Below are 24,646 nucleotides of genomic sequence, written 5' to 3' on the forward strand. Positions count from 1 at the left end.
TCACGTATGAAGGGACAAAGAACATGACGATTAAAAAAGCTTTGACGGTTGCCGGTTCGGATACAAGCGGTGGTGCTGGCATCCAGGCAGATTTGAAAACATTTCAGGAATTTGATGTTTACGGCATGACGGCACTGACGACTATCGTGTGCATGGAGCCGGAAACGTGGAATCATCAGGTATTCCCAGTAGCTCTGGATATTGTGGAAACACAACTCAAGACGGTGATTGAAGGAATCGGAATTGACGCTATGAAGACGGGCATGCTCGGTTCCGTTGAGATTATTGAGCTTGTCTCACAATTTATTGATCGTTATAACCTGAAACGGGTCGTTATCGATCCCGTGATGGTATGCAAGGGCACCGATGAAGTACTCCAACCAGAGAACACGGAAGCGATGATTGAGTTTCTGCTGCCGCGGGCGGATCTAGTAACACCGAACCTATTCGAAGCTTCGCAACTCGCGAAATCCGGTCCGATCAAGACTCTGGAACAAATGCAGGAAGCTGCAGCAGTGATCCACAGCAAGGGAGCCAAGAACGTCCTGATTAAAGACAGAGGAAAGATTCAGGAAGGCAAAGCAATGGATCTTCTGTATGACGGCAAAAATTTTGAGTGGTTTGAAGCGGATGCTATCGTTACGCAATTCACGCATGGTGCGGGCTGCACCTCCTCCGCGTCGGTAACAGCCGGTCTTGCCAAAGGGCTTACCGTTCGGGATTCAGTTCAGCAAGCTAAGGCATTTATTACTCAAGCCATTTCAAACGGCTTCCAATTGAACAAATTTGTTGGTCCAACACGTCACTCCGCACATCGGAGTACCTTATAGTCAACGGTAGAAGCTGACGGTCTATCATTGGACTACGATAACGATACAAAAAGCCTTTCTTTATGAAAGGCTTTTGTTTTTATGTGCAGTTTTGTGTATATATATACTTGTATAACGAAGGACAGGGCTGCTGATTCATTCGTAATTGAGATGTTAGGCGCCTACATACATCAATATGTGATATACTTCAAATTAAGGGTCTTCTAGAGAAATCAGAAAATGTTTAGGGGTTGAGATATGTTTCAGGACGTACTGGATTTTTTGATGAAGTTTGGTCCATGGGGATTGTTTATTCATTCATTTTTTGATGCTGTAATATTTCCGATTCCCGCTTTCTTTCTACAAGTTTCTTTAAGTATGCTTCATCCGTCAACGGCCCTATGGCTGGCAACTTACGGTTTTATCGGTTGTCTGCTCGGTACGCCTATCGGTTATCTGATCGGTAAACTGCTAGGCAAATCAGTACTATACAAAATATTAAAAAAAGAATGGATCGATGCTGCTACTGAACGGTTTCAAAAAAACGGCGAAGCCGCTATTCTGGTCGGTTCGTTTACGCCGATACCATTCAAAGTGTTTACGATTCTTTCAGGCTGTCTGAATTTTCCGCTATGGCGACTTATGGCTTACGCTGCAATAGGCAGAGCAACAAAATTTTATGTCGTAGGAACGCTGTTCTACTTGTACGGCAATGCAGCTGAAGGCATGGTGAAGAACGTGTCCCTTTATATATTCATCATAGCTGTTCCATTACTGTTGCTCGGCGTGTACTGGAACCGGAGACGTAAACGCAAACGTAATGAGGTTATTCAGTCTGAGACGGAGACTGAGAAACCTGTCCTTGAATCTAAAATCCCGGATCAACAAACTCCATCAGCATAATTAACATAAAATCACAGTTGATTTTTAAGCTGAATTAGTGATAATTTAGCATACAAAAACGCTTGGACAAATTTCCAAGCGTTTTTGGCTTATATTTATTTTTTAATTTCCAGATTGCATTTTATAGTTCCTCAAAATCATACCATTAGTCTTCGTCATACCGAACTTGTCATAATAAGGAACTAAGTCATCGTCACAACATAAATCAATCATATATATGTCATCAAGTTCTTTTAGCATCCGATTTACTAGTTCCTTGCCTATACCTTTATTTTTGTATTCTGGTAAAACTTCAAGAAATGGAATGTAGGCAGATAGTTTCAAAATCCCTGTACTAGACTCATTGTTTATAAACATACAAAAGACAGGAGAGAGCCTGGGTTGGCATCTCCTGTCTCAAAGAAGGTAAATTATCGTTGCTACGAAGCCCGACTAACCAGTCTTTCCGAATCTGAAAATTTTCCCTCTATCTTTGGTGTCCGTCACAGGTTGGAAGGTTGAAGTAGAGGATAACGATGAGTTCACCAAATTATTCAAATAACCATCAAGAGGGCCCCGATATATTTCATTCAATTGCGGTGAATTGGAGAAATCCTCTGGCGTGACGAGGTGCGGAGGTTTATTAACCAGATGCAGTCCGGCTTGCTCAAAGACAGTCGCTACGAAGTGGGAACAGAAGTAGGCATCATCGCGATCGATATGAATTCTAAATAGTATACCCAGCAGTCCAAGCAGGTTGTACTTATAGCGATCCTGATCGTGCATCATTTCTTTGACCAGGTTGTACATATGCTGGTAATCTTCACAGCTGACACGGCAGCGGTAAACAGCGCATTCTGATGTGCGGAAGAAAGGTGCTCTAAGATTCTCGCGGACCAAACCTCCATCGAACGGATTGTTCGCTTGTTTACGACCGAAGCTGTAAACTTCATGCAGATCGGAATCAAACGCGATAGAAGCGTGATTCAGCGGGGCATTCGTAAAGCATCGGATCATCCTGCTGAACCAGGTGCCTGTGCCTGTAAGCACAATCCAAATATTTTGTTCCGTATACATACTCGCAAACTCCTTTGTTAACGGTCCATACCTGTACTCATATATATGCTTGCTCCTTTCACAATAAACGAAAAGAGCGTGCTATTCAAGTTAAAAAAAACCATTTTCTTTCAAATCAGTTATTATACCACTTATTTAAAAAGAGCTCTCAGAAGAGCAGACATAAAGGTGAAGAGAGCTAATTAACGATGTTTTTCTTATAAAAATCTCGGCTACTGCAGTACGTTGAAGGAGAACGGAATCCCAATCTAGAATTGTATGTACAATAATTGTACAACGAGAGATTGGGGGAACTTCAGACGATGATTAATGGCAAAAGCCTATGCAGCGATCTCATGATTCAGGCTATAGAGAGGGCACCGATCGGAACGGCATTTCTTAATTCCGAAGGATACATCATAAATGTTAATCCTTTCGCATGTTTACTGGTGGGATGCGAAGCTGATGAGCTTATGAATCGCTCTATTCATGACTGGATCCATCCGGATGATGCTTCGTTGGTTCATTCCCGCCTCGCTGAGCTGTTAAAGGGAGATCAGCATACCAATCAGGTTGAGCTAAGGATGCTTCATAAATTGGGTCATATGCTATGGGTGTCTTCCACATTGTCTGCGGTAAAAGATGACGAAGGAAGAATCTTCGGATTTGTGGTACATTTAATCGATCTGACAGCGCAGAAGAGAGCCTACCATTACGCAGAGGAAGTGATGATTCAATCTGACAAGCTGTCGATGGCAGGACAGCTGGCAGCTGGTATAGCTCATGAAATCCGAAATCCGATGACATCTATCAAGGGCTTTGTTCAGCTTATGCGTTCAGGCTCAGGAAGTAAAGAGGAGTATTTTGACATTATATCTTCCGAAATCGAACGTATCGAGCTGATCCTTGGGGAACTGCTGTTATTAGCTAAGCCCCAGGGTATCAAATATGGGCAAAAAGATATTCGGCTTCTGCTTGAACAGGTTATCACTCTTCTTAATACTCAGGCCATCCTCAACAATGTGGAGATTATCACGAGATTCGGCACGGAAGCAGCTTATGTGAAATGTGATGAAAATCAAATGAAACAGGTGTTCATAAATTTTATTAAGAATGCAGTAGAATCCATGCCGGGTGGGGGGAAACTTACAATTCATATCGAATGCGACAGTGTGGATCAGCTTGTTATTTTTTTTGTAGACGAGGGCTGCGGCATTCCGGAATCTATTTTATCCCGGCTGGGTGAACCGTTTTATACGACAAAAGAAAAAGGAACCGGTCTTGGCTTTATGATCAGTAAAAAAATGATCGAGGATCACTGCGGCCAAGTTGTCGTATTCAGTAAGCCCAATGAGGGAACAACGATAAAGGTTACACTGCCCCTCGCACATACGGCGAATGACTGACAGCAATTGCAAGTAACACGTAACTGACGTGTAATGATGCTTTAGGTTTAATAAAACTCTTGACCAGATGTATCCTTAAACCTAAATTATAGAAAGATACAGGAAGAAGGAGGGCTGTTCATGAGTCATACTCACTTGATGAACGATCCCAAACGGCGTAAATTGCTGTTCAGCGCCGGCCTCAGCTGGATGTTTGATGCTATGGACGTCGGCATGATCTCATTTATTGTGGCTGCACTGGCTACAGAATGGTCGCTTAGCTCACAGCAGATTGGTGTGCTTACAAGCACCACTTCCATCGGAATGGTGTTTGGTGCTGCACTTGCGGGCTTTTTGGCGGATAAGTACGGCCGGAAAAATATTTTACTGTGGACACTGCTTATTTTTTCAGCAGCAAGCGGTTTATCCGCACTCGCCACAGGTTTTGTTATGCTCTGTATTTTTCGATTTATTGCAGGTTTCGGGCTGGGAGGCGAACTGCCAGTAGCTTCGACTCTTGTGTCTGAAAGCATGCCGGTGGAAGACCGCGGCAGAGCGGTTGTGCTGCTCGAAAGCTTTTGGGCTGCGGGATGGATTTTGTCAGCGTTGATCGCTTACTTTATCATTCCGGATTATGGGTGGAAAATGGCATTTGTCATTGGAGCGTTACCTGCGTTTTACGCGCTATACTTGCGGAGAGCGATTGAAGATCCTCCAAGGTATCTTCAGCAGAAGAGCGCACGCAAGCTGACATTCATTCAGCGTGTACAATCCGTCTGGTCTCAGGAGCACCGTAAAACGACGATTATGTTATGGATTCTCTGGTTTACGGTTGTGTTCTCTTACTATGGAATGTTTCTATGGCTGCCGACGGTTATGCTAGACAAAGGCTTTAGCCTGGTCAAAAGCTTTCAGTATGTGTTGATTATGACACTCGCACAGTTACCGGGATATTTCACTGCCGCTTACTTCATTGAAAAGTACGGTCGAAAGTTTGTGCTTGTTACTTACTTAATTTTTACGGCTCTTAGTGCTATATGGTTCGGCTATGCTGATTCCGTTGGCACCCTAATGGCTGCTGGCATTTGCCTTTCCTTCTTTAATTTGGGCGCCTGGGGCGGTTTGTACGCCTATAGTCCAGAATTGTATCCGACGCGCGTGCGCTCCACCGGAGTCGGGCTTGCAACGTCCTTTGGACGTATCGGCGGTGTGATCGCGCCACTGTTGGTTGGCGTGCTGAAGGGGAGGGGGACAAGCATCGAATCGATCTTCATTATGTTTTTTATCGTGATTTTGATCGGGGCATTCGGTGTGATGCTGTTAGGCAAGGAAACGAAGGGGCGGGAGTTAGCTGATTAGCGATAACCGGAGTTTAGGAGAATAACCTAACAAGAGGGGTGCCTCAAGGTCATGGATTAGACCTTGAGGCACCCCTCTTTGTGTGATGTATTTTGTTATACCTCCATGATGGAAGGCATAATGAACGGACTTCGTCCCAATTCTCTTTTGAAATAGCGGTTTAGTGTCGTTGTGGTGATCTGTTCCCAGGCTGCGCGGTCATATTCCCGCTGCTCACCTGCCTTATTGAGATGCTTACGGAGCATAGCCTCGGCACGGCGCAGCAGCGGCTTGGAATCCTGCATGTATACAAAACCGCGGGTGATCAATTCAGGTCCGGCAAGCAGCTTGCGTGTTTCACGGTTTATCGTAATTGCAACAATGACAACACCGTCATGCGCGAGCTGAACGCGCTCCTCTAGCAGTTCTTTTTCATGAGTGCGAAGTTCGCCATTGTTGATATACACATCCCCGGAAGGGATATTTCGGCCTTTGCGGGCTCCGTTCCGGTATAGGGACAGTGTGTTGCCGATATTAAGAAGATACACATGGTTCTCCGGTACGCCGACCTGTATGGCCAATTGACGGTGGTTCAGCATCATCCGGTATTCACCATGAATAGGTACAAAATACTTTGGACGCAAGCTGCTGAGCATCAGCTTCAGATCTTCCCGGCATCCGTGCCCCGACGTATGGATGTCCAGTATGGAGCCATAACGTACATCTGCACCAGCACGCATCAGCAGATCGATGCTGCGGTTTACGTTCTGCGTGTTGCCCGGAATCGGTGAAGATGAGAAGATGACGGTATCGTCAGGATGAATTTGAATGGAACGGTGTGCTCCCGAGGCAATTCGGGTAAGCGCAGCATTCGGCTCTCCCTGACTGCCGGTACAGATGATCAAAACCTGCCCATCACGGTACCGATTAACGGCTTTGACGTCAATTATCATACCGTCGGGAACACGAATGTAGCCAAGCTCCTGTCCGATGACAAATACCTTTTCCATACTGCGTCCGACAATAGCGATTTTACGGTTCGTGCGGATCGCAGCATCCACAACCTGCTGCAGCCGGTGAACATTGGAGGCAAAGGTTGCGAATAATATCCGGCCAGGGCATTCTTGAAACTGCTTAAGTATGGAATCGCCTACAGTTCGTTCAGAAGGCGTGAAGCCTTCACGCTCACTATTTGTACTGTCCGCAAGCAGAGCCAGTACACCTCTCTGACCGATGCTCATAATTTTGTGAATATCGGCGGGTTTATCCTCCGGTGTAAAGTCGAACTTAAAGTCTCCGGTATGTACGACCGGCCCATAAGGTGTCTCGACCACGATGCCAAAAGCATCGGGAATACTGTGCGTTGTCCGGAAGAAATGGACGGAAAGATGCTTGAAAGAGATGGTCTCGCTTTCATGGAAAATACGCAAGTCGCTTTGATCCAGCAACCGGTGCTCTTCCAGCTTGGCACGTACAAGACCTATCGTTAGCGGGCCGCCGTATATCGGCATCTGAATCTGGCGTAGTACATAAGGGATTGCCCCGATATGGTCTTCATGGCCATGCGTGAGAAACAGTCCTTTGATCTTGCTTTTATTCTCAATCAGGTAGCGGATATCGGGAATAATATAATCTACACCGCTCATTTCAGCGTCCGGAAATTTAAGACCGGCATCAATAATAATAATCTCATTTTTAAACTCAACACCGTACATATTCTTGCCGATTTCACCAAGACCTCCGAGCGAAAATATGCGTACAGGAGGCGACGATGGCTTAGGCTTTTTGGAAGGAACCGTCTGGATCTTTTCTGTTAGAAGGGGTTTAGACATAATGTAGAAGTATTCCTCTCTATGGTAATTAAGGGCAGTGCCCGAATATATGTGTTAATGATAAGTACCACTAACTAAGATATCAGAAAGTACAAGCTTATTGAAACGTATTTCTAAAATACAACGCGGACAAAAGGTTAATTTAGCACAAACAGACGAAGGACAGTCACCCATTTTCCTCTTTATTTATAATCTGTAGGAAGAGGAGGGCTGCCCGTGATAAAGCCGTTGAAGATTGAAGATGTTCTTCTGGCACCGGAAAACCATAACACATGGCAGCTGGATGCCATAAATAAATGGACGGTGAAAATGACGGACCGCGAATCCAAGTTCCCCTGTATTCCGGCTGTTCAAGGATATGCTTTTAATCATCTGAGGTACGGATTTGTTCAACAAGCTGAAGATTTCGCCGCGGAGGAGCAGCTAGCCGCTCTACTGCAGAATTATGGTGAGCAATCTAGAGTGTTAGGTCACTATACTTCACTGGTCGTATTTATTCACAGTAACGCTGAGCCGTACCGGAAGGACGGTGTAGAGTACTACGAACGATTATTTTGGTCTCTTTTAAGCCGTACTACGGCGATGGATCGTAAACCATGGCCTGCTCATTTACCGGATGATCCGTCGGATCATCTTTGGGAATTTTGCTATGACGGTGAACCTTATTTTGTATACTGCGGAACACCCGCTCACAAGCTTAGACGGAGTCGCAGCTTTCCTTACATGGTCCTTGCCTTTACGCCGCGATGGGTCCTTGAGAAGTTTAATTCGGCACCACTTCAGGCGGAGAAGACAAAACAGATGATCCGAAGAAGGCTTTACGCTTATGACCCTGTACCTCCACATCCAGATCTGAAGATGTATGGGGCAGAAGACAATTATGAGTGGAGACAATATTTTTTACGTGACAGTGGCAATTCGCTATCATCATGTCCATTCATGCGTATGTATCCTAATTATGAGAGCAAGACGTAATTCTATAGAATCAATCGTCAGCTAGTTACTAAATAATCATTGGAAGGTGCCCTTCAGCATTTGGAGTGGCGCCTTTTTTGGCTGGCTAGATATTTGAAGAAGGGCTAAGGTGATCGGGTGTCTGTACAATTTTGCCCCCGAATTAGCAAATCTTATCCTTGTTGTTCCAAATTTTACCGAGTTACACTGAAACTGAACTTATTTAAGTTTAACACTTTTGTGAGGAGGTGTGGAGGAAGAAAGTTTAAAAGAGGGCTTGGGAGTCTTTTTATTTTAATATGTGAAGGAGAGATGAAATGACGAACAAACAAACGATAAAAATGAAAGCGCTTCTTTTAGGATTGGCTGTAATGCTGCTGCTGAGTATGTTCCCTGCATCCCAGTCAGCCGCAGCGTCAGCCTGTACTGATCCAGCCTGGAGCAGCACGGGTATCTATACCGAAGGAAATATAGTCTCCGACAACGAGCATGCATGGAAAGCGAGATGGTGGACACAGGGCGAAGCGCCCGGCTCTGGAGGATCGTGGGGAGCGTGGCAGGACCTAGGAGCTTGTGATACCGGAACACCTCCAGTGGACCCACCGATAGACCCACCGATAGACCCACCGGTAAATCCGGTTCAAGGTGACCGAATGTATGTAGTTTATGCCAGCTCATGGAATACAAGCATTTATGATCTGAGTACAGCGAACATACCAGATTATATAACACATTTAAATCTTTCTTTTGTGAGACCGGATACGACGTATGCCCAAGGCTCTTATGCATTTGACCAGGAGATTGCCGGATTGGAATTTTACGAAGGTGCTACGACGCCTAATGGACAGAAGAAGTTTACAGCACAGCAGTCACAGGATCTCCGCAATAATATTGCTGCTCTGAAAGCTCGCGGAATGAAGGTATTTGTGTCTGTGGGTGGATGGTCATACAGCCAAGGTACACAGTGGTCCCATTTCAACGCCAAAAATATCGTGGATCTGGCACAGGATCTCGGGGCGTCTGGAGTAGATATCGATTGGGAGTCCAGCAGTAGCAACTGCAACAAGCAAGTAGACAGCCAGTTCAGCTGCAGTAAGGACGGAGAAATCGCAGGCATCATTACAAGTCTAGATCAAGAGATTAATACTCGAAATTCCAATTTGCAAATTTCTATCGCGGGTTGGTCAACAGGAGCTTATTATGTGAAAGGAACACCATTTGAAGAAGGAAAAGTACAATGGGGTTCACCATTTGGAGGAACCATGTACAGGGTCGTGAAGGATCATGGTAGCAAGATCGATTTTATCAACCTGATGTCTTACGACGGCGGTCAATATTTTGATCCGCGGGAAGGATATGAATCCTACCGTGCCATTTATAACGGGCCGATCAATATGGGGATGCAGATCGCTCCGGAAGGCTCCGGCGGTAACGTCCTGAAGCTGAATGCAGAACCGGGGACAGTATATGATGCAGAAATGCTGACAGGACAGAACAATATCGCAACCCAGTATTATAATGTAGAAACATTGGTCCAATATATTAAGAACAAGGGAAGAGCTAATGACGGATTCATGCTGTGGCAGCTGTGGAAACAGCGTGTTCATCAACCTGCCCCGTCAGGAGCAGCAACAGAGAACAGTGCCGGCCAATATGTATGCAGCAATCTGCCTCTTAATGGTGACTGCAGCCAAAGCATTCCGGTTTTACCGAAATTATAATTTTTTGCGAAATTCAGAAGGTGTGAAATTCATATGTCCGAATCCGACATCCATAGCGATGTCGGATATTTTGTGTTCTGGTAGGCATTTCATGTTTAAATAACAAAAACAGCCGGTAAACAGGCAGGGAGGTCTCTGGCTTACCGACTGCTATTGTATATGGATATTATTCATCATTGAGGCATTATGGTATATGCACCCCGTCCGGTTTGCAGCGTTAACTGATGATCTTCAACGTTTACTGAGGATAGACCGTCCACAGCAAGGGTAAAGGTGCTGTCAGGGAGGGGGGACTCATGCCCATCTGTTATGACAACTCCGCTTCCGTGAAGCAGAAGTGCTTTGCAGGCAACGTAGTCATCAATTGAACAATTATCGCCATCTTGGTACCCGATAAATTCGAGCATCAAGCGAGCCTGATCCAGATCATCCTGCTCACGTTTTTGGATAAGTAAATTTTGATTTGTATGTGACTGTAGCCATTCTGATACGTCTTCCAGCGGATGTTTCATGACCTACACCTTCCTCTATTGCAAAATAGTTGTACTTGTAGTCATTACCCAAAACCGTCCTGCTTATTTCAAAAGTTCTGTAGAGAAATATTCAGTGAGTGACATGGTTTCCAGAACGAAATGTTGTTCTAACGTAAGATTGTGGGTAATTGAACAAAAATTTGTATAGGCAGGGATCTGAATCATGCACCATGTTCTGAAATAGTACAATAAGGGTGTTCCTTAGGTCACATGACCTCTTGGAACACCCTCGTTTTTGTATATGTGATATGAAAACTTTAAGTATCCCAGACACAAGAGAAATAGGGCTTGCTGCCCTGAAAAATGTGATAACATTAAAAAGCGTTCATTTTAACAATCAACGGATTTCAATTGTCCTGATAGTCCGTTTTATATACAATCGTCACGCCAAGATGTTGATAGGTTTCTTCGGTATAGTGGTGATCTGGACAGTGCTTGGTCAGCGACATGTTGTCATAATGCGAAACCAGTTTTTGTTCGCAATCTGGACATCTGTCTTGAAACAGGGATTTTAATTTGCTGAACAATTGATATGCACCTCCGGTTTTCCGATGTATTTACTTGGTTTTATTATAATTCATAATTTATCGTTCGTACAGTATTAATGTTGCCTACATATTTAAAAAATTACGAATGGAGATCGGTCAGCATGGTTATACAGCATGTCATTATGGTTTTAATCGGCCTGGTAGGGTCGTTTTTCTCCGGGTTGCTCGGAATAGGCGGTGCTATTATTAACTTTCCATTGCTGCTATATGTGCCGGACTGGCTTGGATTTACTAGCTTCACCCCTAAAGAGGTTGCTTCAATCAGCATGCTGCAGGTTTTTTTCGCTTCCCTGTCAGGTATGATTTCTAATCGTTTAAGCGCCAAGGGAGGAGCTACACTTGTCCACAAAAAGCTTGTCATTCAGATGGGCCTAAGCACATTAATCGGTAGTTTGATCGGCAGTGTATCTTCTTTATACCTGAACAGCGAAACGATTAATGTGGTCTACGGATTCCTTGCGGTCATGGCCGTTTTCATGATGGTGATCCCCACAAAAGCTTCATCAGAAAACACACCGGTTTCACAAGTGACCTATAACACGCTGCTCGCTGTGACTTCAGCCTTTCTGGTAGGTATTGTATCCGGTATTGTGGGTGCCGGCGGAGCCTTTATTCTGATTCCGATTATGCTGACCCTGCTCAAGATTCCTACGAGAATTACGATTGCCTCTTCACTCGCCATTGTGTTTCTGTCAGCAGTTGGCGGTGTAATCGGTAAAATAGCGGCAGGTGGCATACCGCTCTGGCCGGCGGTATTTGCGGTAATTGGCAGTCTGCTTGGCGCTCCGCTCGGTGCCTATCTGAGTCGGAGATTGAACGTCAGGATGCTTCGGTACGCACTGGTCGTTCTGATCGCAGTAACGGCCGTGAAAATATGGATGGATATTTTGATATAGCTGTAAGGTAATGGATAAATGAACAAGGAGGAGATAAGGATGAGGAAAAACCGTGTGGGTTCATCGGATTTATATGTAGGTGAAATCGGGCTGGGCTGCATGTCTTTAGGTAGCGAGGAAAAACAAGCTGTTCGTCTCATTCACGAGGCACTGGAGCAGGGGATCAATCTGCTGGATACCGCCGATCTGTATGACGCCGGGATGAATGAGGAACTGGTCGGGAAAGCCATTAAGGGGCGCCGGGAAGATGTAATCATCGCTACCAAGGTCGGCAATCGTCGTGTACCTGGTCAGGAGGGCTGGGCTTGGGATCCATCGAAGGAATATATCAAGTCAGCAGTGAAAGACAGTATGCGCCGGCTTGGCACAGACTATATCGATTTGTATCAGCTGCATGGTGGGACATTGGACGATCCGATCGACGAGACGATTGAAGCTTTTGAGGAATTGAAAAAAGAAGGGTGGATCCGTCACTATGGAATATCATCGATTCGCCCAAATGTCATCCGGGAATATGTGAAGCGTTCGAATATTGTTAGCGTCATGATGCAGTACAGTATTTTGGACCGACGGCCGGAGGAGGAGGCCTTTCCATTGCTTGCAGAGCATGGAATTTCCGTCATTGCCCGAGGACCGCTAGCCAGAGGGATCTTGAGTAATCGAAGCGTAGCGAAAGCGGAAGAAGGCTACCTCGACTATACTAAAGAAGAGCTGCTCGATGTAACGAGACAGGTGAATAAGGAGTTTACTTCCTCTCACGATCTGTCTCATACAGCGATCCGTTACGCTCTTTCGCATCCTGCAGTGGCATGCGTTATCCCGGGAGCAAGCTCAGTGGAGCAGCTGCGGCATAATGCTGCGGCAGGGGAAACGGAGCGACTGACGCCTCAGGAGATTCAGAGTATTCAGGTTATCAGCCGTGCGAATCGGTATGAACAGCACCGCTGATCAGTTACACCACTCTTATTTCATAAGGACAATAGTCTATTTACTTCCGATTCCGTTGGTTATATCGGTGTATAATAAAAGCAGATGAATGATGAACGCTGTTAATGTTTAATATGCTGCAGCAATTCATGCCCGGCACCGATTACAGGTCGCCGGGCATGTTTGGGAACTATATAGATTGAAAATTTATCTCTGGTAAAAGATATAAATGCAAACTTTTTTTTGTTCGATTCGTTTCCATAATAAGAACCGCGCGGACTTATTTTATTTTTGAAGTTATGAAAGGGCATAGCACATGATTACGATTGAGCATTTATCCAAAACCTACCGAAAGGGCGCATGGGCGCTTCTGGACGTTTCACTTACATTTGATAAAGGCATGACGGGTCTGCTCGGGCCGAACGGTGCGGGTAAAACAACGCTGATGCGTATATTGGCCACATTGCTGGCGCCTACTTCAGGACAGGTGACGGTAAATGGGATTCCGCTTGGGAGACCGGAAGAAATCCGCAGAATGGTTGGATACCTTCCACAGTTTTTTCACATTTATCCGCAGATGACTGGGCGCGATTATCTAGACTATGTCGGTGTAATGAAAGGAATCACAGATAAAGCGGTGCGCCGTAAGGAAATTTCAAAGCTTTTGGAAATGGTCAATATGCAAGAAAAAGCGGACAAAAAAGTTCGCACTTACTCGGGAGGCATGAAGCAGCGTATCGGCATTGCTCAGGCTCTGCTCGGTTCCCCAGATGTGCTAATCGTGGATGAGCCTACGGCAGGGCTGGACCCGCAAGAGCGGGTCCGGTTCCGCAATCTGCTAACCCGGTTCAGTATAAACCGGACGGTACTGCTGTCGACACACATAGTGGCCGACATTGAGAGCAACTGCCGCCGAGTTGCCGTGATGAATCAAGGCTGTTTGCTGATGACAGGGGATCTGGCTGAGCTTCAGGCATGCGGAGATGGATACGTATGGGAGGCCGTATTGAGCCCTGCACAATTTGCTAGGGTTGACCCGGCCCTCATCGTATCAACCCGCACCATTCCGGAAGGGACGGTGTGCAGAATGACAGGAGACAGACCACCGATGAATGACGCGATTCCGGTTGAACCTACCCTGGAGGATGGTTATTTGGCGCTGCTGCGGAGGGATCGGAATGAATAAATGGCTGAAGCAGTTTGCGCTTGAACTCCGACTGGTTTTCGGTAACCCTCTGTTTGTGCTGTTCCCAGTTATCTATGCCGTTATATTTCTGTTATTCGCTCTGGGGGCAGGAGATTATGCCAATCCCAAAGTATACAACATGCTATACCAGTATTATTCCTTCGCTCATACCATATCGCTTGGACCGGCGATGCTGCTTGGTATCCTGACAGTCCGCCGTGATATCAGGCGGCCTTCCTATGAATGGAACCGCAGTTTTCCGGTTTCCTTTGGGATGCTGTTGTCCGCCAAATATATTGTAGGGATCATTTATATGTCGCTATTTACAATGTCGGCATCCTTCATCTTTTATGTGATTTCGATAGGGAGTGGAGTAGATAGTAGCCTCGTCATGCGGCATACCATGAATATTGTGGTTCAATCAGAGATATCTTACCTGGTCACTTTTGCGCTTGCGATGCTGCTTGGTGTTTGTATAGCGAATCGGGTGGTGTACCTGATCGGATTTTGTGCTTGGATGTTCGGCACCTTTTTTATGGATATTTTTCTTATAGAACAACTTAGGCTTTTACCGCTCAAAACCTTTCATCTTAACCAGTTTTTTGTGACAAACAATCCGCTTGGGGATGAGACGTGGGGATATGAATTGTTCAGGGAAGAACTCTTCAGTTCCTGGCTGTTCGTCTTGGCTTTCACGCTTCTGTTGCTGGTGGTCAGTCTTCTACTGCTGAACCGTACCCGGCCTACGATGAACATCAAATGGTGCTGGCTGGCAGCCGTAGGCGCTGCGGTACTGAGTGTTGCGGCCTTTGTTCCTTACGGCTCCATTTGGCAGGAACGTTATGCAAGTATTAATGAGAAATTGAATGATTCCACGATCCGATTATCTGAGACGGAATTTTCAAAAGACGTAAGGCTAAACATCTCTAAATATGACATAACCCTAAAGCGAAGACCAGATAATTTGCTACAATTCCAAGCCAAACTGGAGGTCCCAACGGAAGAATGGTCGGGGAAGTCTTCATTTCCGCTTACACTTCACCGAAACTTTCAAGTGAGTAAGGTCCTTGTTCAGGGAATTGACACACCGTACCAACGTAAAGGGGAACGTTTGAATGTCGAGATTCCGAATGAAGCAGCTGATAAGCTCCAGATCGAAGTGTTTTATGCCGGGAATATAAAGGATTTCCTATCGGACTATAACAGAGAAAGGTATCCTGTTTTCAGTGTAGGAAGTGAAGTTTATCTTCCGAGATATATGGCTTGGTATCCGCTTCCTGGACATCAAGATGTGTATGTGAAGACTGAAGATCCGGCAAATCGGATTCATACCGGTAACAGGTATTCTGGCATGTATTTTCCACCCGCAGAAATGAAACTTACCGTTGAGGGATATTCGGTTCCACTGTATACCGGAATGCCGGAGATTGAACGAGAGGTAGGATATCAGCGATTTGAAGGTAAGGACGTGATGGGTCTCACTCTGCTCGGGAGTGAAAGCTGGATTGAACTGAAGGAGGAAGGTTTACCGGTTACGTTAGTAACAACGCCTTATAACCGGGAGAATGCACAGATACAGCTGGCGGAATTAAAAGAAAAGTATGATTACTTTACACAATGGATTCCTGAGCTAAAGCCTGTCGTTACACAGATTATGTATTTTGGAACGAGTGTAGAGAGCCTGCAAGAAGAAAGCGGCAAGGTAGACAATGGATTAATCCTTTCTTCACGAACTTCTTTTTACGATTCAGGAAGTGGCCTGCCGGGGGAATGGATGAACGCCATGCTCTTTGGTGGTCAAGAAGGACTCGTAATGTATTCAGGGGGAGACGTAGAAGAAGATGTTCGCGGAAGAATCAGCAGTCTGTTCTGGTATTTATATTACCGGGAAGCGAAAGGTGTAAGTGACGAAGAGTTGATGGACTATTATGGTTGGGCAAGATCCATTCAGATGTTAACGATGAAAGATACGGATTATGATCCGAAAGGTATCGGCCGTAAGATGCTGAGGCAGGTTTCGAAAGCGCTGAATAGAGGAAAGGAAGCTGAGGTTAAAGAGCTTCTGCAGCATTTTTATAATCAGGGAATCAGCCAGCCTGGTAGACGAGACGATTTTTTCCTTAAAGAGCAGCCAATTTCTTATAAAGAATGGAAGCAGGAATGGAATCGGGTCGTGCACAGTCATCGCCAGGATAAATAGAAGTAGCTAATCTAATGATATGGGAAAAAGAAAGCATATTAACACGGAAAGGGGGAGTGAGGCATGATTTCCGATCAACAGTTGTCTGAGAGAATGGCAGCCGGTGACCAGGATGCATTTGAGATGTTAGTAACCCGCTATCACGGTCCATTGCTTAGTTATACATCCAATCAGTTGCAGGACCGTCAGAAGGCGCAGGATATCGTCCAGGAGACGTTTATCCGGCTGATCCGTCATCTCAGACAGCATGGGGCTCTGGAGCATGTCAGATCCTGGCTCTACCGTGTTGCCCTGAACCAGTGCAAGGATTATTGGAAAAGCTCTGCTTACCGGTCAGAAGGTCTGGCTGGTGAAGAGTTTCCTGAGCGTTCGGATCCTTCAGCGGGTGCTGAAGAACTGCTTGAGAGGCAGGAGACGTCAGCGGAAATCGCAGCTTCTCTGGAAACTCTGCCGGATGTCCAGCAGAACATTATATCCTTGCGATTCTTTCACGACATGAAGCTGCAGGAAATATCGGAGCTGCTGGATCTCCCCCTGAGCACAGTGAAGACACACTTATACAATGGACTGAGAAAACTTAAAAAGCTGATGACAGTAAAAGATTCCTATGCTCCGGCAATTACCGCCCGTTCAGGCGGACCGCCGGGCGGTACCCGGGGGAGATCCGGGACTGAAGATGGCCGGCAAGTCAAACAAAAAGAAAGCGAGGTGTATTCCCATGGATCATCCTTCCGATAATGAATTAAGAAGGCTTGAAGAGGAGCTTAGAGGACCGCTTACCCGTGCCGTTTATCCGCCGCCGTTCCCGAATGAAACTGCACAGCTGATTGCCTCTCTTCAGGGGGAATTTGACCAGCTTAAGCTGGAGGCCGCGCCTCCCAAGTTGGATTTTAACCCTCAGGTGGATCCCCCCTCATTGAAGCAGTTGCTGCGCAGTCAGCTTCGTCTCAATCAGAAGTCGATCCTTCTCGCAAGTGCGGCTGTATTTAGTATGCTGATTCTGCTGGTTGATCCGGAGTATCCGCTGGATAATTTCGGCGGCATTCCGGGAGGAATATTTCCGCTTATCACACCGCTTCTGCTGATCGCATCAATGTTGTTCAGCAGCCGGACATGGGATCGGGGGATGAGGGCTGTAGAGACCATTACCCCTTATCCACCAGCGCTTGTACTATACAGCAGACTTCTCATGGTTACTGGTATGGTGGTCGGTATGGCGCTGATCAGTACGCTGGTTCTTGGAATAAGGGCCATGAATGCGGAGTCGTCTCATTTTTTGTTTGGGCCCTTTGTACTTGAATGGATGGGCGTTCTGCTCTTAACTGGCGGTGCTGCGATGTATATGATGTTCCGAAAGGGTATGGCGGCGTCCATGCTGTCAGCTATACTGGTGTACGGCATGTGGATTGTGCTTCAGGGACAGATTGGTGGCTATGGAGTGTCGCATTTCATTAAAATACCCGTAGATGTGACAGTTCTCCTCATTGGAGCTGCTCTCCTAATTTCATCGTATGGGCACAGTCGCAGAGATAATATTCTCCCTGGGGGAACAACTCATGATTAGTATCGAGGACCTTACACGCCAGGCTGGCATATACCGGCTTGAGATCGGCAATGCCAGACTTAATTCCGGGCTGAACTTGATCGTTGGCGCGAACGGCGCAGGAAAAACGACGTTGATGGAAATATTAACGACGCTTCAAGCTCCGGATGAGGGAACAATTTTGTACAAAGGGCGTAAGGCATCAGATCACCTGCCACTTGTTCGCAGCCAGATCGGGTATGTTCCGTCGGATATTGAATTGTATGGTGATATGAAAGTTGGAAAGCTGCTGACTTATTTGGCTGAAATGAAAGGGGTATATTCTCCTGAGGCCATAGATCGTCTCATGGGAGACTTTCGTCTGGAAGTACATCGCCGCACCAAGGTTAAAAACCTATCCCAAGGGGTGCAGCGCAGAATTGCAGTTGTACAGGCTCTCTTGGCCTCACCGTCTTTCTTATTTTTGGATGAGCCGTTGAACGGTATGGATGCAGAAGAACGGAAGTTTCTGATTACTTATTTGACACGCTATGCCAAAGGCAGAATGGTGGTTGTAGCCGCCCATGAGCTGAATGAGTGGGAAGATGCGACAGACACGGTTATCTGGATACACCGGGGACGGATTCGTTACAACGGGCCTCCACGGACCTGGAAGCTGGCCGCTCCTTTACGGGTATGGGAAGGAGAGGTCAGTCTGACGGAATTCGAACAGATTCCAGAACAGAACATTATTCATTTCAGAATGCTGCCGCATGGTATTCGGGTGAGGTTGATGGGCAGCATTGCTCCGGGTCCGGAATTCTCTGAAAAGGAACCAACACTGGAGGATACATTCTTCGTTCATATGGATGCCCTCACTCATAGATCGTAAATTAAAAAACATCTCCTAGTTCTGGTTCAGGAGATGTTTTTTTGCGCTTAATTCGGCTTTTTCTTCTTATGTCTGAATTTATAAATGAGTGAAGCGACGAAAGATGATGGCCAGAACAGGCCTCCTTGTGAGTTGAAATGAAGCTGTTCTTCCTGAAATGACATGCCTTCGTAGTACTCATTCTGGGTTTTTTCTTTTCTTCTAGGATCTTCATTCAAGGCCTTAATGTAATTGTATTGGACAGGAATCATAACAAGGAAAAGCAAAAACAGAACGCCAGCAATTATCCAAATGGTGATGTCCAATGTTTCACACTCCCTTTTTGGGATTATTTTACGCATCTTACTCTTTTAATACGGGTAAAGAGGGCGCGTGTTTCATTATTTATTATGACGATAAATTTTGACTTCAGAGCGCCGATGCAGCTTAGTAAACCCTAATTCAAGATGTGATTAGCAGAAATAAAGCTTAAAAAATAATTCCGATGAATTTAATGGGAATTACCTCTTTTCAAACGATGGAAAGTATGAGAGAATGGGAGAAATTATTCGCATCATAAAATTTCCATCGGAAGCAAAGGGAGGAAATACCTATGTCAGAGGAACGCAAATTTTCTATTGAAACGTTAGCCGTACACGCAGGACAAGAGATCGATCCGACAACGATGTCCCGTGCGGTCCCGCTTTATCAGACGACATCCTACGGATTTCGAGATAGTGAGCATGCAGCCAATCTGTTCTCGCTGAAAGAATTCGGCAATATCTACACCCGAATTATGAACCCGACAACGGACGTCTTCGAACAGCGTATTGCAGCACTGGAAGGCGGAGCGGGCGCGTTGGCTACAGCTTCCGGGCAAGCAGCCATCACGTTCTCGATTCTGAATATTGCGGGCGCAGGCGATGAGATTGTTTCTTCTTCTAGCCTGTACGGTGGTACACATAATCTGTTCTCCAACACACTTGCGAAACTGGGCATTAAAGTTCATTTTGTTGATTCCACAAATCCGGAAAACTTCCGTAAATACATTAACGATAAGACGAAAGCTTTATTTGCCGAAACGATTGGCAACCCGCAGGGCAACGTGCTGGATGTGGAAGCGGTGGCTGCGATTGCACATGAGAATGGCATCCCGCTCATAGTTGACAACACCTTCCCAAGCCCGTATCTGCTTCGTCCGATTGAGTATGGTGCTGATATCGTAGTGCATTCCGCTACGAAATTTATCGGCGGTCACGGAACTTCAATTGGCGGTGTCATTGTAGATGGCGGTAAATTCGATTGGGCGGCAAGCGGTAAGTTTCCGGGTCTGACTGAGCCAGACCCAAGCTATCATGGTGTGGTGTACACCGAAGCGGTTGGTCCGATAGCTTATATTATTAAAGCCCGCGTACAGCTACTCCGTGATATTGGAGCTTCCATTTCTCCGTTTAACTCCTGGTTGCTGCTGCAAGGTCTTGAGACGCTGCATCTGCGCGTGGAACGCCATAGCCAGAATGCGCTTAAGGTGGCGCAATACCTGGAAAACCACGATGCAGTGGAGTGGGTTAGTTATGCTGGTCTATCAAGCCACTCATCCTATGAGCTGGCACAGAAGTATCTGCCAAAAGGGCAGGGGGCTATTTTGACATTTGGCATTAAAGGCGGAACCGAAGCAGGACGTAAAGTGATCGAGAGTGTGAAGCTGTTCTCCCATCTCGCCAACGTTGGAGATTCCAAATCACTCATTATTCATCCAGCCAGCACAACACACCAGCAGCTCACAGAGGAAGAACAGGTTGCTGCAGGTGTAAATCCGGAGCTTCTTCGCATATCCGTCGGAACAGAGTCTATTGACGATATTTTGTATGATCTGGAACAGGCTTTGGCTGCAAGCCAGCAGTAGAAGCACTATACAATAATTTTATACCATCGACATACAGAGGCATTTTTCTCAGACTGACTGAGGAAGGTGCCTTCTTTATTTACAGACCTCAAAACGAAGCACGTTTGTATATTTCCTGATCCTTCATAATAATCTTTAGGGAAGGCGAAAGAACCACCAATTCAAGTGAAAAGGGGTAGAACGATAATCATGACCGAGGGGAAACGAGGAAATGGCACTGAATTGGGGAAACGCTTTTATGACATGTTCAGCAGAGGTGACCGGGAGCGTCCGACTGGAAATATCAACGACGTGGATTTGTTGGGTGATTTGGCGATGACTGGCGGGATTACCCACGAAGAAGCCTTGCTGCTGCTGGCTGCTCCCGAGGACATAGAGGAAGCGGTACGAAAAAAGGAAGCCTTCGGCAAAGATCAGTCTTCTCTTCAGCGCCTGCTCGGCTGGAGCGATGACAAGAGGAGGCTGAAAGTACTGTCCCGTGCGGCTAGCTTGGTGCAGGCTTCTGCTGGCATGGACCGAGGTGCTCAGGGAATCGGCCTTATGAGAGGGGAAGCTGCGCTTCATTCAGGTGGACCGTTGAGTGAAGTATACCGTGACTGGATGGAAAGTCGGGGAGAAAGTGAGAAACAGCATTACCGACTCCGTCTGATTTCGTTATGGACGGAGGAATGGGTCAGTGTTCTCCAAGCAGCCCGCGGCTACACGTGTGCAGTTAGCCTTGCGTGGGATACTGGAGCAGAATGCAGTTCTCAAGAAAGGCTGGAACTTCAGGATATCCAGCTGGAATCGGTGTATCGTGCGGTCGTACGTTGTCAGGAAGAGGGACTGGATTGCCAGCTGGAGCTGTTGGCACTTTGGCCGCTGGATTCAGCGGATTTTACGGAAGCGCTTGATTTCATTGAAGAGGTCGGGAGCCAGACACTGTGCCATCTAAAGCCCTCTGTTGATATAAAGATTGGAGCGCTACTTCATCCGGATATATCATCATCGGATGCAGCGGACATTGCCCGCTTGGCGGACGTCATCGTTATGGATACAGAAAGTGTCCCGAAACTGCATTTAATGGATGGGAAGGGTTCTTTAGAAGGAGCTTGGAGAGGAGTCGGGCTGCAGGAGCCAATTACGGACTGGGCCAGTCCAGCCTTGCTGCAAAACAATCTGGAAGAAACGATTCAGCGTATCCGGCGTGTGAAACCGCATATTGGAATTAGGGCGAGTGGGGAAGTAAACGTATCCGACCTGAGAACGGTATACCGCTTGGGTCTGACAGGGGTATGCTGTGCACCAACTTCTATGGCAGCTGTTCGTCTTGCGGGCGTTCGATTGGAGTGGATGATGAACCGTTTACCTGCTGCGGAGGAAGCTTGAGAAAATAAGATTTATATTTCATTAGAAAGTATAAATTCCCATTCATAAAAGAAAGCGAGTCCGGGTGTTTCCTGTAGACCCCCGGACTTTTTTGATATGGACAGGTGGGACAAGCCGGTAACGATTAAGCGTCTTGCTTGATAACAACGTGATGCAAAAAAGTAGGCGAAAGTATATTTACAAATAGGCAGGTTATGGGTATGATAAAAATATAAAGTTGCTCTAAGGAAAATAAATTGTACTGGGACAAAAATGATTCTCATTCTCAATTAGCATGCTGCTCCGGCCTAGCCGGGGCAGCATGTGTCATTTTAAGGGTAGTAATAATGGATTTCATTCTCAATTAGGAAGGTGATTAGATATGGAATGGGTACACAATGGGCGGGTCGGATCGGTATCGCCAGTAGAGAAGGGTACTGGCCCTCGGGAACCGCGTCATCCGGGTAAATGGGATCTTCGCAGCTTGCTGTCTAATCCGGAGGTGATAGCAGCGCTCGGCAGTGGTATTCTGATGGTTGCCGCATGGATTGTAGGTCAGTGGTCGGAATGGCTATCTGTTACTTTATATGTGGTGTCTTATACGATCGGTGGTTGGATCAAGGCGAGGGAAGGCATAGAAACACTTATTAAAGAGCGAGACTTGGACGTGAATTTGCTGATGATTGCTGCCGCTCTGGGTGCAGCATCAATCGGTTACTGGAACGAAGGCGCGATGCTGATTTTTATCTTTGCATTAAGTGGTGCGCTGGAGAGTTACACCATGGAACGGAGCCGGAAGGATATCTCCTCTCTTATGGAGCTTCAGCCGGAGACAGCGCTGCGTATTGAAGCCGGAGAGATGGTGTCGGTGTCCATCGCAAAATTGGAGATAGGTGATCTGATCCTTGTAAAGCCGGGTGAACTGATTCCGGCAGATGGCAAGGTATACCGGGGCGGCTCTTCAGTCAACCAGTCATCGATTACGGGAGAGTCCGTTCCCGTGGATAAAGCGGTGGGTGATGATGTATTTGCCGGTACGCTGAATGAAGAAGGTGTTCTTTATATAGAAGTAACTCAGGCAGCAGGGGCGACCCTTTTTGCCAAAATCATTAAATTGGTGGAGGAAGCTGAAAACGAAGTTCCTGAATCTGAGCGGTTCATTAAACGCTTCGAATCGATTTATGCCCGCGTGGTGGTATTCGTTACCGTAGCATTGATCGGACTGACCACACCAATTCTCGGATGGGATTGGGACACTTCATTTTATAAAGCGATGGTATTTCTCGTTGTAGCCTCCCCATGTGCACTGGTGTCGTCTATTATGCCGGCTATGCTGTCCGCCATTTCGAACCGTGCCCGCAAAGGGGTGCTGTTTAAGGGTGGCGCCCATATCGAGAATATGGCACGAACCGCAGTAGTTGCGTTCGATAAGACAGGAACATTGACCCTCGGTTCTCCAGAGGTCACCGATTTTATTGCGGGTGATGAGCTGATGCGAAAGGAGTTGCTTGCAATCTGCGCATCTGTGGAGAGCATGTCGAAGCATCCTCTAGCCGTAGCTATTGTTCGCAAAGCTGCAGAGGAAGGCATCGAGCTTCATCCTGCTGAGAACGCCCAGTCTTTAACTGGTTGGGGAATGCAGGCCGAGGTCGAGGGCAAGTTGTGGAAAATCGGAAAAAGTGATGTGTTGGATCGCGAACAGCATGAAGTGGTTGAAGGTGTCTCGGGAGCTGGAATGGGTGCAGTATCCGTTACTGAGACCCCCGGAAATGCCCCGGACTGGATTGCCATCCGTTCAAAATTAGAGTCGGAAGGTAAGACGGTATCCGTCGTGCTGGAAGGTGATACTGTAGTCGGAATGATTGCTCTGCAGGACGCGGTTCGTCCGCAGGCAGCTGCCGCTGTGAAACGTCTGCAACAGCTGGGCATTAAGGTAGCCATGCTGACGGGCGACCGGAAGGCAACCGCCCAGGTGATCGCTAAGCAAACAGGCGTCGACATGGTATTCTCTGATCTGCTGCCGGAAGATAAAGTGGAGCATGTGAAGAACTTGCGTGAAAAACACGGTCATGTCGTCATGGTTGGCGACGGTGTAAATGATGCTCCGGCGTTGGCAACAGCCACGGTCGGTATCGGTATGGGCGTCACCGGTAGTGGAACTGCGCTGGAAGTGGCCGATGCGGTATTGATGAACGACAATATCGAAGAAATTGCTGGAACCGTCAAGGTAGCCCGCAAGGCACAGCGGATCGTGAAGCAAAATATGATATTCGCGATTACGGTTATACTGACTCTGATCGTAACGAATTTTGTGGCCGGTGTTGCGCTTCCGCTTGGTGTAGTTGGCCATGAAGGCAGTACGATATTGGTCATTCTGAACGGACTCCGTTTGCTTCGTACGAAATAATGGATGAAGAGGCACTTTACTGAAAAAGGTGGAGCTGCCTCTTTTTTTTCATTTGGAAGTGAAAATTAAGATTATTGCAACTCAAAGGATAGCTATGTATCATCTAAGACGATTGTTTATTCCGGAAGAGGTGAGACCACCAATGTTACCGTTATATTTTGATGTTAGGCTGCCGCAGGAGATGGAGTCTTTGGGTAATCTGCAATCTTTATATATGAACAACAATGTTCTGTTGAAGAAACCATCATTTTTACAGCGAATGACGAAGCTCGAGCAAATGAATCTGGAGAACAATCCTTTTTGCGATACTTAAAATATTTTCACAA

22 protein-coding genes and 1 pseudogene are annotated in these 24,646 nt (G+C 46.5%); 17 read left to right on the forward strand and 6 right to left on the reverse strand.

Translation table 11 applies throughout. From position 1 onward, the window contains the following. Nucleotides 1-23: 23 nt before the first annotated feature. Together pdxK and B9N86_RS03080 are read left to right on the forward strand one after the other, a co-directional pair. Nucleotides 24-830, forward strand: a complete 807-nt coding sequence (gene pdxK, locus B9N86_RS03075; protein WP_208917719.1) for a pyridoxine/pyridoxal/pyridoxamine kinase — start codon at nucleotides 24-26, stop codon at nucleotides 828-830. Between the two features lie 237 nt (nucleotides 831-1,067). Further along, on the forward strand, nucleotides 1,068-1,712 hold the full coding sequence (locus B9N86_RS03080; RefSeq protein WP_208917720.1) for a YqaA family protein: 645 nt from the start codon (nucleotides 1,068-1,070) through the stop codon (nucleotides 1,710-1,712). A 102-nt stretch (nucleotides 1,713-1,814) separates the two neighbouring features. Here the strand turns inward: B9N86_RS03080 and B9N86_RS03085 are convergent. Both B9N86_RS03085 and B9N86_RS03090 read right to left on the reverse strand, forming a co-directional pair. Next, nucleotides 1,815-2,030, reverse strand: a pseudogene (locus B9N86_RS03085) (GNAT family N-acetyltransferase); the annotation flags it as partial. 114 nt (nucleotides 2,031-2,144) lie between these two features. Next, complete coding sequence (locus B9N86_RS03090; RefSeq protein ID WP_208917721.1) at nucleotides 2,145-2,768, reverse strand: hypothetical protein; 624 nt, start codon at nucleotides 2,766-2,768, stop codon at nucleotides 2,145-2,147. A 302-nt stretch (nucleotides 2,769-3,070) separates the two neighbouring features. Between B9N86_RS03090 and B9N86_RS03095 the strand changes: the two genes are divergently transcribed. Further along, entirely contained in the window at nucleotides 3,071-4,153 is a 1,083-nt protein-coding gene (locus B9N86_RS03095; RefSeq protein ID WP_208920062.1) for an ATP-binding protein, read from the forward strand. A gap of 120 nt (nucleotides 4,154-4,273) precedes the next feature. Beyond that, nucleotides 4,274-5,491 carry an MFS transporter gene (locus B9N86_RS03100; RefSeq protein WP_208917722.1) on the forward strand — a complete coding sequence of 406 codons (1,218 nt, stop codon included), beginning with the start codon at nucleotides 4,274-4,276 and terminating at the stop codon, nucleotides 5,489-5,491. A gap of 95 nt (nucleotides 5,492-5,586) precedes the next feature. On the opposite strand, the gene rnjA is transcribed toward B9N86_RS03100, so the two are convergent. Beyond that, entirely contained in the window at nucleotides 5,587-7,302 is a 1,716-nt protein-coding gene (gene rnjA, locus B9N86_RS03105) for a ribonuclease J1 (RefSeq protein WP_208917723.1), read from the reverse strand. 216 nt (nucleotides 7,303-7,518) lie between these two features. Here rnjA and B9N86_RS03110 point away from each other — a divergent pair, with 216 nt between their 5' ends. Both B9N86_RS03110 and B9N86_RS03115 read left to right on the forward strand, forming a co-directional pair. Beyond that, on the forward strand, nucleotides 7,519-8,277 hold the full coding sequence (locus B9N86_RS03110) for a YqcI/YcgG family protein (protein WP_244562933.1): 759 nt from the start codon (nucleotides 7,519-7,521) through the stop codon (nucleotides 8,275-8,277). Nucleotides 8,278-8,573: 296 nt separating this feature from the next. Next, on the forward strand, nucleotides 8,574-9,977 hold the full coding sequence (locus B9N86_RS03115; protein ID WP_208917724.1) for a glycosyl hydrolase family 18 protein: 1,404 nt from the start codon (nucleotides 8,574-8,576) through the stop codon (nucleotides 9,975-9,977). Between the two features lie 173 nt (nucleotides 9,978-10,150). On the opposite strand, the gene ymzB is transcribed toward B9N86_RS03115, so the two are convergent. Both ymzB and B9N86_RS03125 read right to left on the reverse strand, forming a co-directional pair. Further along, entirely contained in the window at nucleotides 10,151-10,489 is a 339-nt protein-coding gene (ymzB, locus tag B9N86_RS03120) for a protein YmzB (RefSeq protein WP_208917725.1), read from the reverse strand. A 368-nt stretch (nucleotides 10,490-10,857) separates the two neighbouring features. Beyond that, nucleotides 10,858-11,037, reverse strand: a complete 180-nt coding sequence (locus B9N86_RS03125; protein WP_208917726.1) for a hypothetical protein — start codon at nucleotides 11,035-11,037, stop codon at nucleotides 10,858-10,860. Between the two features lie 122 nt (nucleotides 11,038-11,159). On the opposite strand from B9N86_RS03125, the gene B9N86_RS03130 reads away from it, so the two are divergent. The 7 genes from B9N86_RS03130 (at nucleotide 11,160) to B9N86_RS03160 (ending at nucleotide 18,681) form a co-directional block, all read left to right on the forward strand. Beyond that, entirely contained in the window at nucleotides 11,160-11,954 is a 795-nt protein-coding gene (locus B9N86_RS03130) for a sulfite exporter TauE/SafE family protein (protein ID WP_208917727.1), read from the forward strand. A 39-nt stretch (nucleotides 11,955-11,993) separates the two neighbouring features. Beyond that, nucleotides 11,994-12,902: an aldo/keto reductase gene (locus B9N86_RS03135; protein ID WP_208917728.1), complete on the forward strand. Its 909-nt coding sequence runs from the start codon at nucleotides 11,994-11,996 to the stop codon at nucleotides 12,900-12,902. A gap of 295 nt (nucleotides 12,903-13,197) precedes the next feature. Then, on the forward strand, nucleotides 13,198-14,067 hold the full coding sequence (locus B9N86_RS03140) for an ABC transporter ATP-binding protein (RefSeq protein WP_208917729.1): 870 nt from the start codon (nucleotides 13,198-13,200) through the stop codon (nucleotides 14,065-14,067). After that, the gene (locus tag B9N86_RS03145) at nucleotides 14,060-16,267 is read left to right on the forward strand and encodes an ABC-2 family transporter permease (protein ID WP_208917730.1); all 2,208 of its coding nucleotides are present in this window, start codon (nucleotides 14,060-14,062) and stop codon (nucleotides 16,265-16,267) included. The genes B9N86_RS03140 and B9N86_RS03145 overlap by 8 nt, the downstream gene beginning before the upstream one ends. Nucleotides 16,268-16,330: 63 nt before the next feature. After that, on the forward strand, nucleotides 16,331-17,005 hold the full coding sequence (locus B9N86_RS03150; protein WP_208917731.1) for an RNA polymerase sigma factor: 675 nt from the start codon (nucleotides 16,331-16,333) through the stop codon (nucleotides 17,003-17,005). Next, complete coding sequence (locus B9N86_RS03155) at nucleotides 16,986-17,831, forward strand: hypothetical protein (RefSeq protein ID WP_208917732.1); 846 nt, start codon at nucleotides 16,986-16,988, stop codon at nucleotides 17,829-17,831. Before B9N86_RS03150 ends, B9N86_RS03155 begins: the two co-directional genes overlap by 20 nt. Then, complete coding sequence (locus B9N86_RS03160; protein ID WP_208917733.1) at nucleotides 17,824-18,681, forward strand: ATP-binding cassette domain-containing protein; 858 nt, start codon at nucleotides 17,824-17,826, stop codon at nucleotides 18,679-18,681. The genes B9N86_RS03155 and B9N86_RS03160 overlap by 8 nt, the downstream gene beginning before the upstream one ends. 47 nt (nucleotides 18,682-18,728) lie before the next feature. On the opposite strand, the gene B9N86_RS03165 is transcribed toward B9N86_RS03160, so the two are convergent. Continuing rightward, complete coding sequence (locus tag B9N86_RS03165; protein WP_244563117.1) at nucleotides 18,729-18,932, reverse strand: DUF3949 domain-containing protein; 204 nt, start codon at nucleotides 18,930-18,932, stop codon at nucleotides 18,729-18,731. 341 nt (nucleotides 18,933-19,273) lie between these two features. Between B9N86_RS03165 and B9N86_RS03170 the strand changes: the two genes are divergently transcribed. The 4 genes from B9N86_RS03170 to B9N86_RS03185 all read left to right on the forward strand — a co-directional run bounded on the left by B9N86_RS03170 (nucleotide 19,274) and on the right by B9N86_RS03185 (nucleotide 24,633). Then, nucleotides 19,274-20,566, forward strand: coding sequence for a homocysteine synthase (locus B9N86_RS03170; protein WP_208917735.1), 1,293 nt, complete (start codon nucleotides 19,274-19,276; stop codon nucleotides 20,564-20,566). A gap of 189 nt (nucleotides 20,567-20,755) precedes the next feature. Then, nucleotides 20,756-21,934 (forward strand): thioredoxin domain-containing protein, encoded by a 1,179-nt coding sequence (locus tag B9N86_RS03175; RefSeq protein WP_210190636.1) that lies wholly within the window; start codon nucleotides 20,756-20,758, stop codon nucleotides 21,932-21,934. Nucleotides 21,935-22,295: 361 nt separating this feature from the next. Next, a complete protein-coding gene (locus B9N86_RS03180; RefSeq protein WP_208917737.1) occupies nucleotides 22,296-24,320 on the forward strand; it encodes a heavy metal translocating P-type ATPase in 2,025 nt (674 codons plus the stop codon). Between the two features lie 58 nt (nucleotides 24,321-24,378). Beyond that, entirely contained in the window at nucleotides 24,379-24,633 is a 255-nt protein-coding gene (locus tag B9N86_RS03185) for a hypothetical protein (RefSeq protein ID WP_208917738.1), read from the forward strand. Nucleotides 24,634-24,646 lie beyond the last annotated feature (13 nt).

This window comes from Paenibacillus uliginis N3/975 (genome assembly GCF_900177425.1).
In the GTDB taxonomy this organism is placed as follows: Bacteria; Bacillota; Bacilli; order Paenibacillales; family Paenibacillaceae; genus Paenibacillus_AQ; species Paenibacillus_AQ uliginis.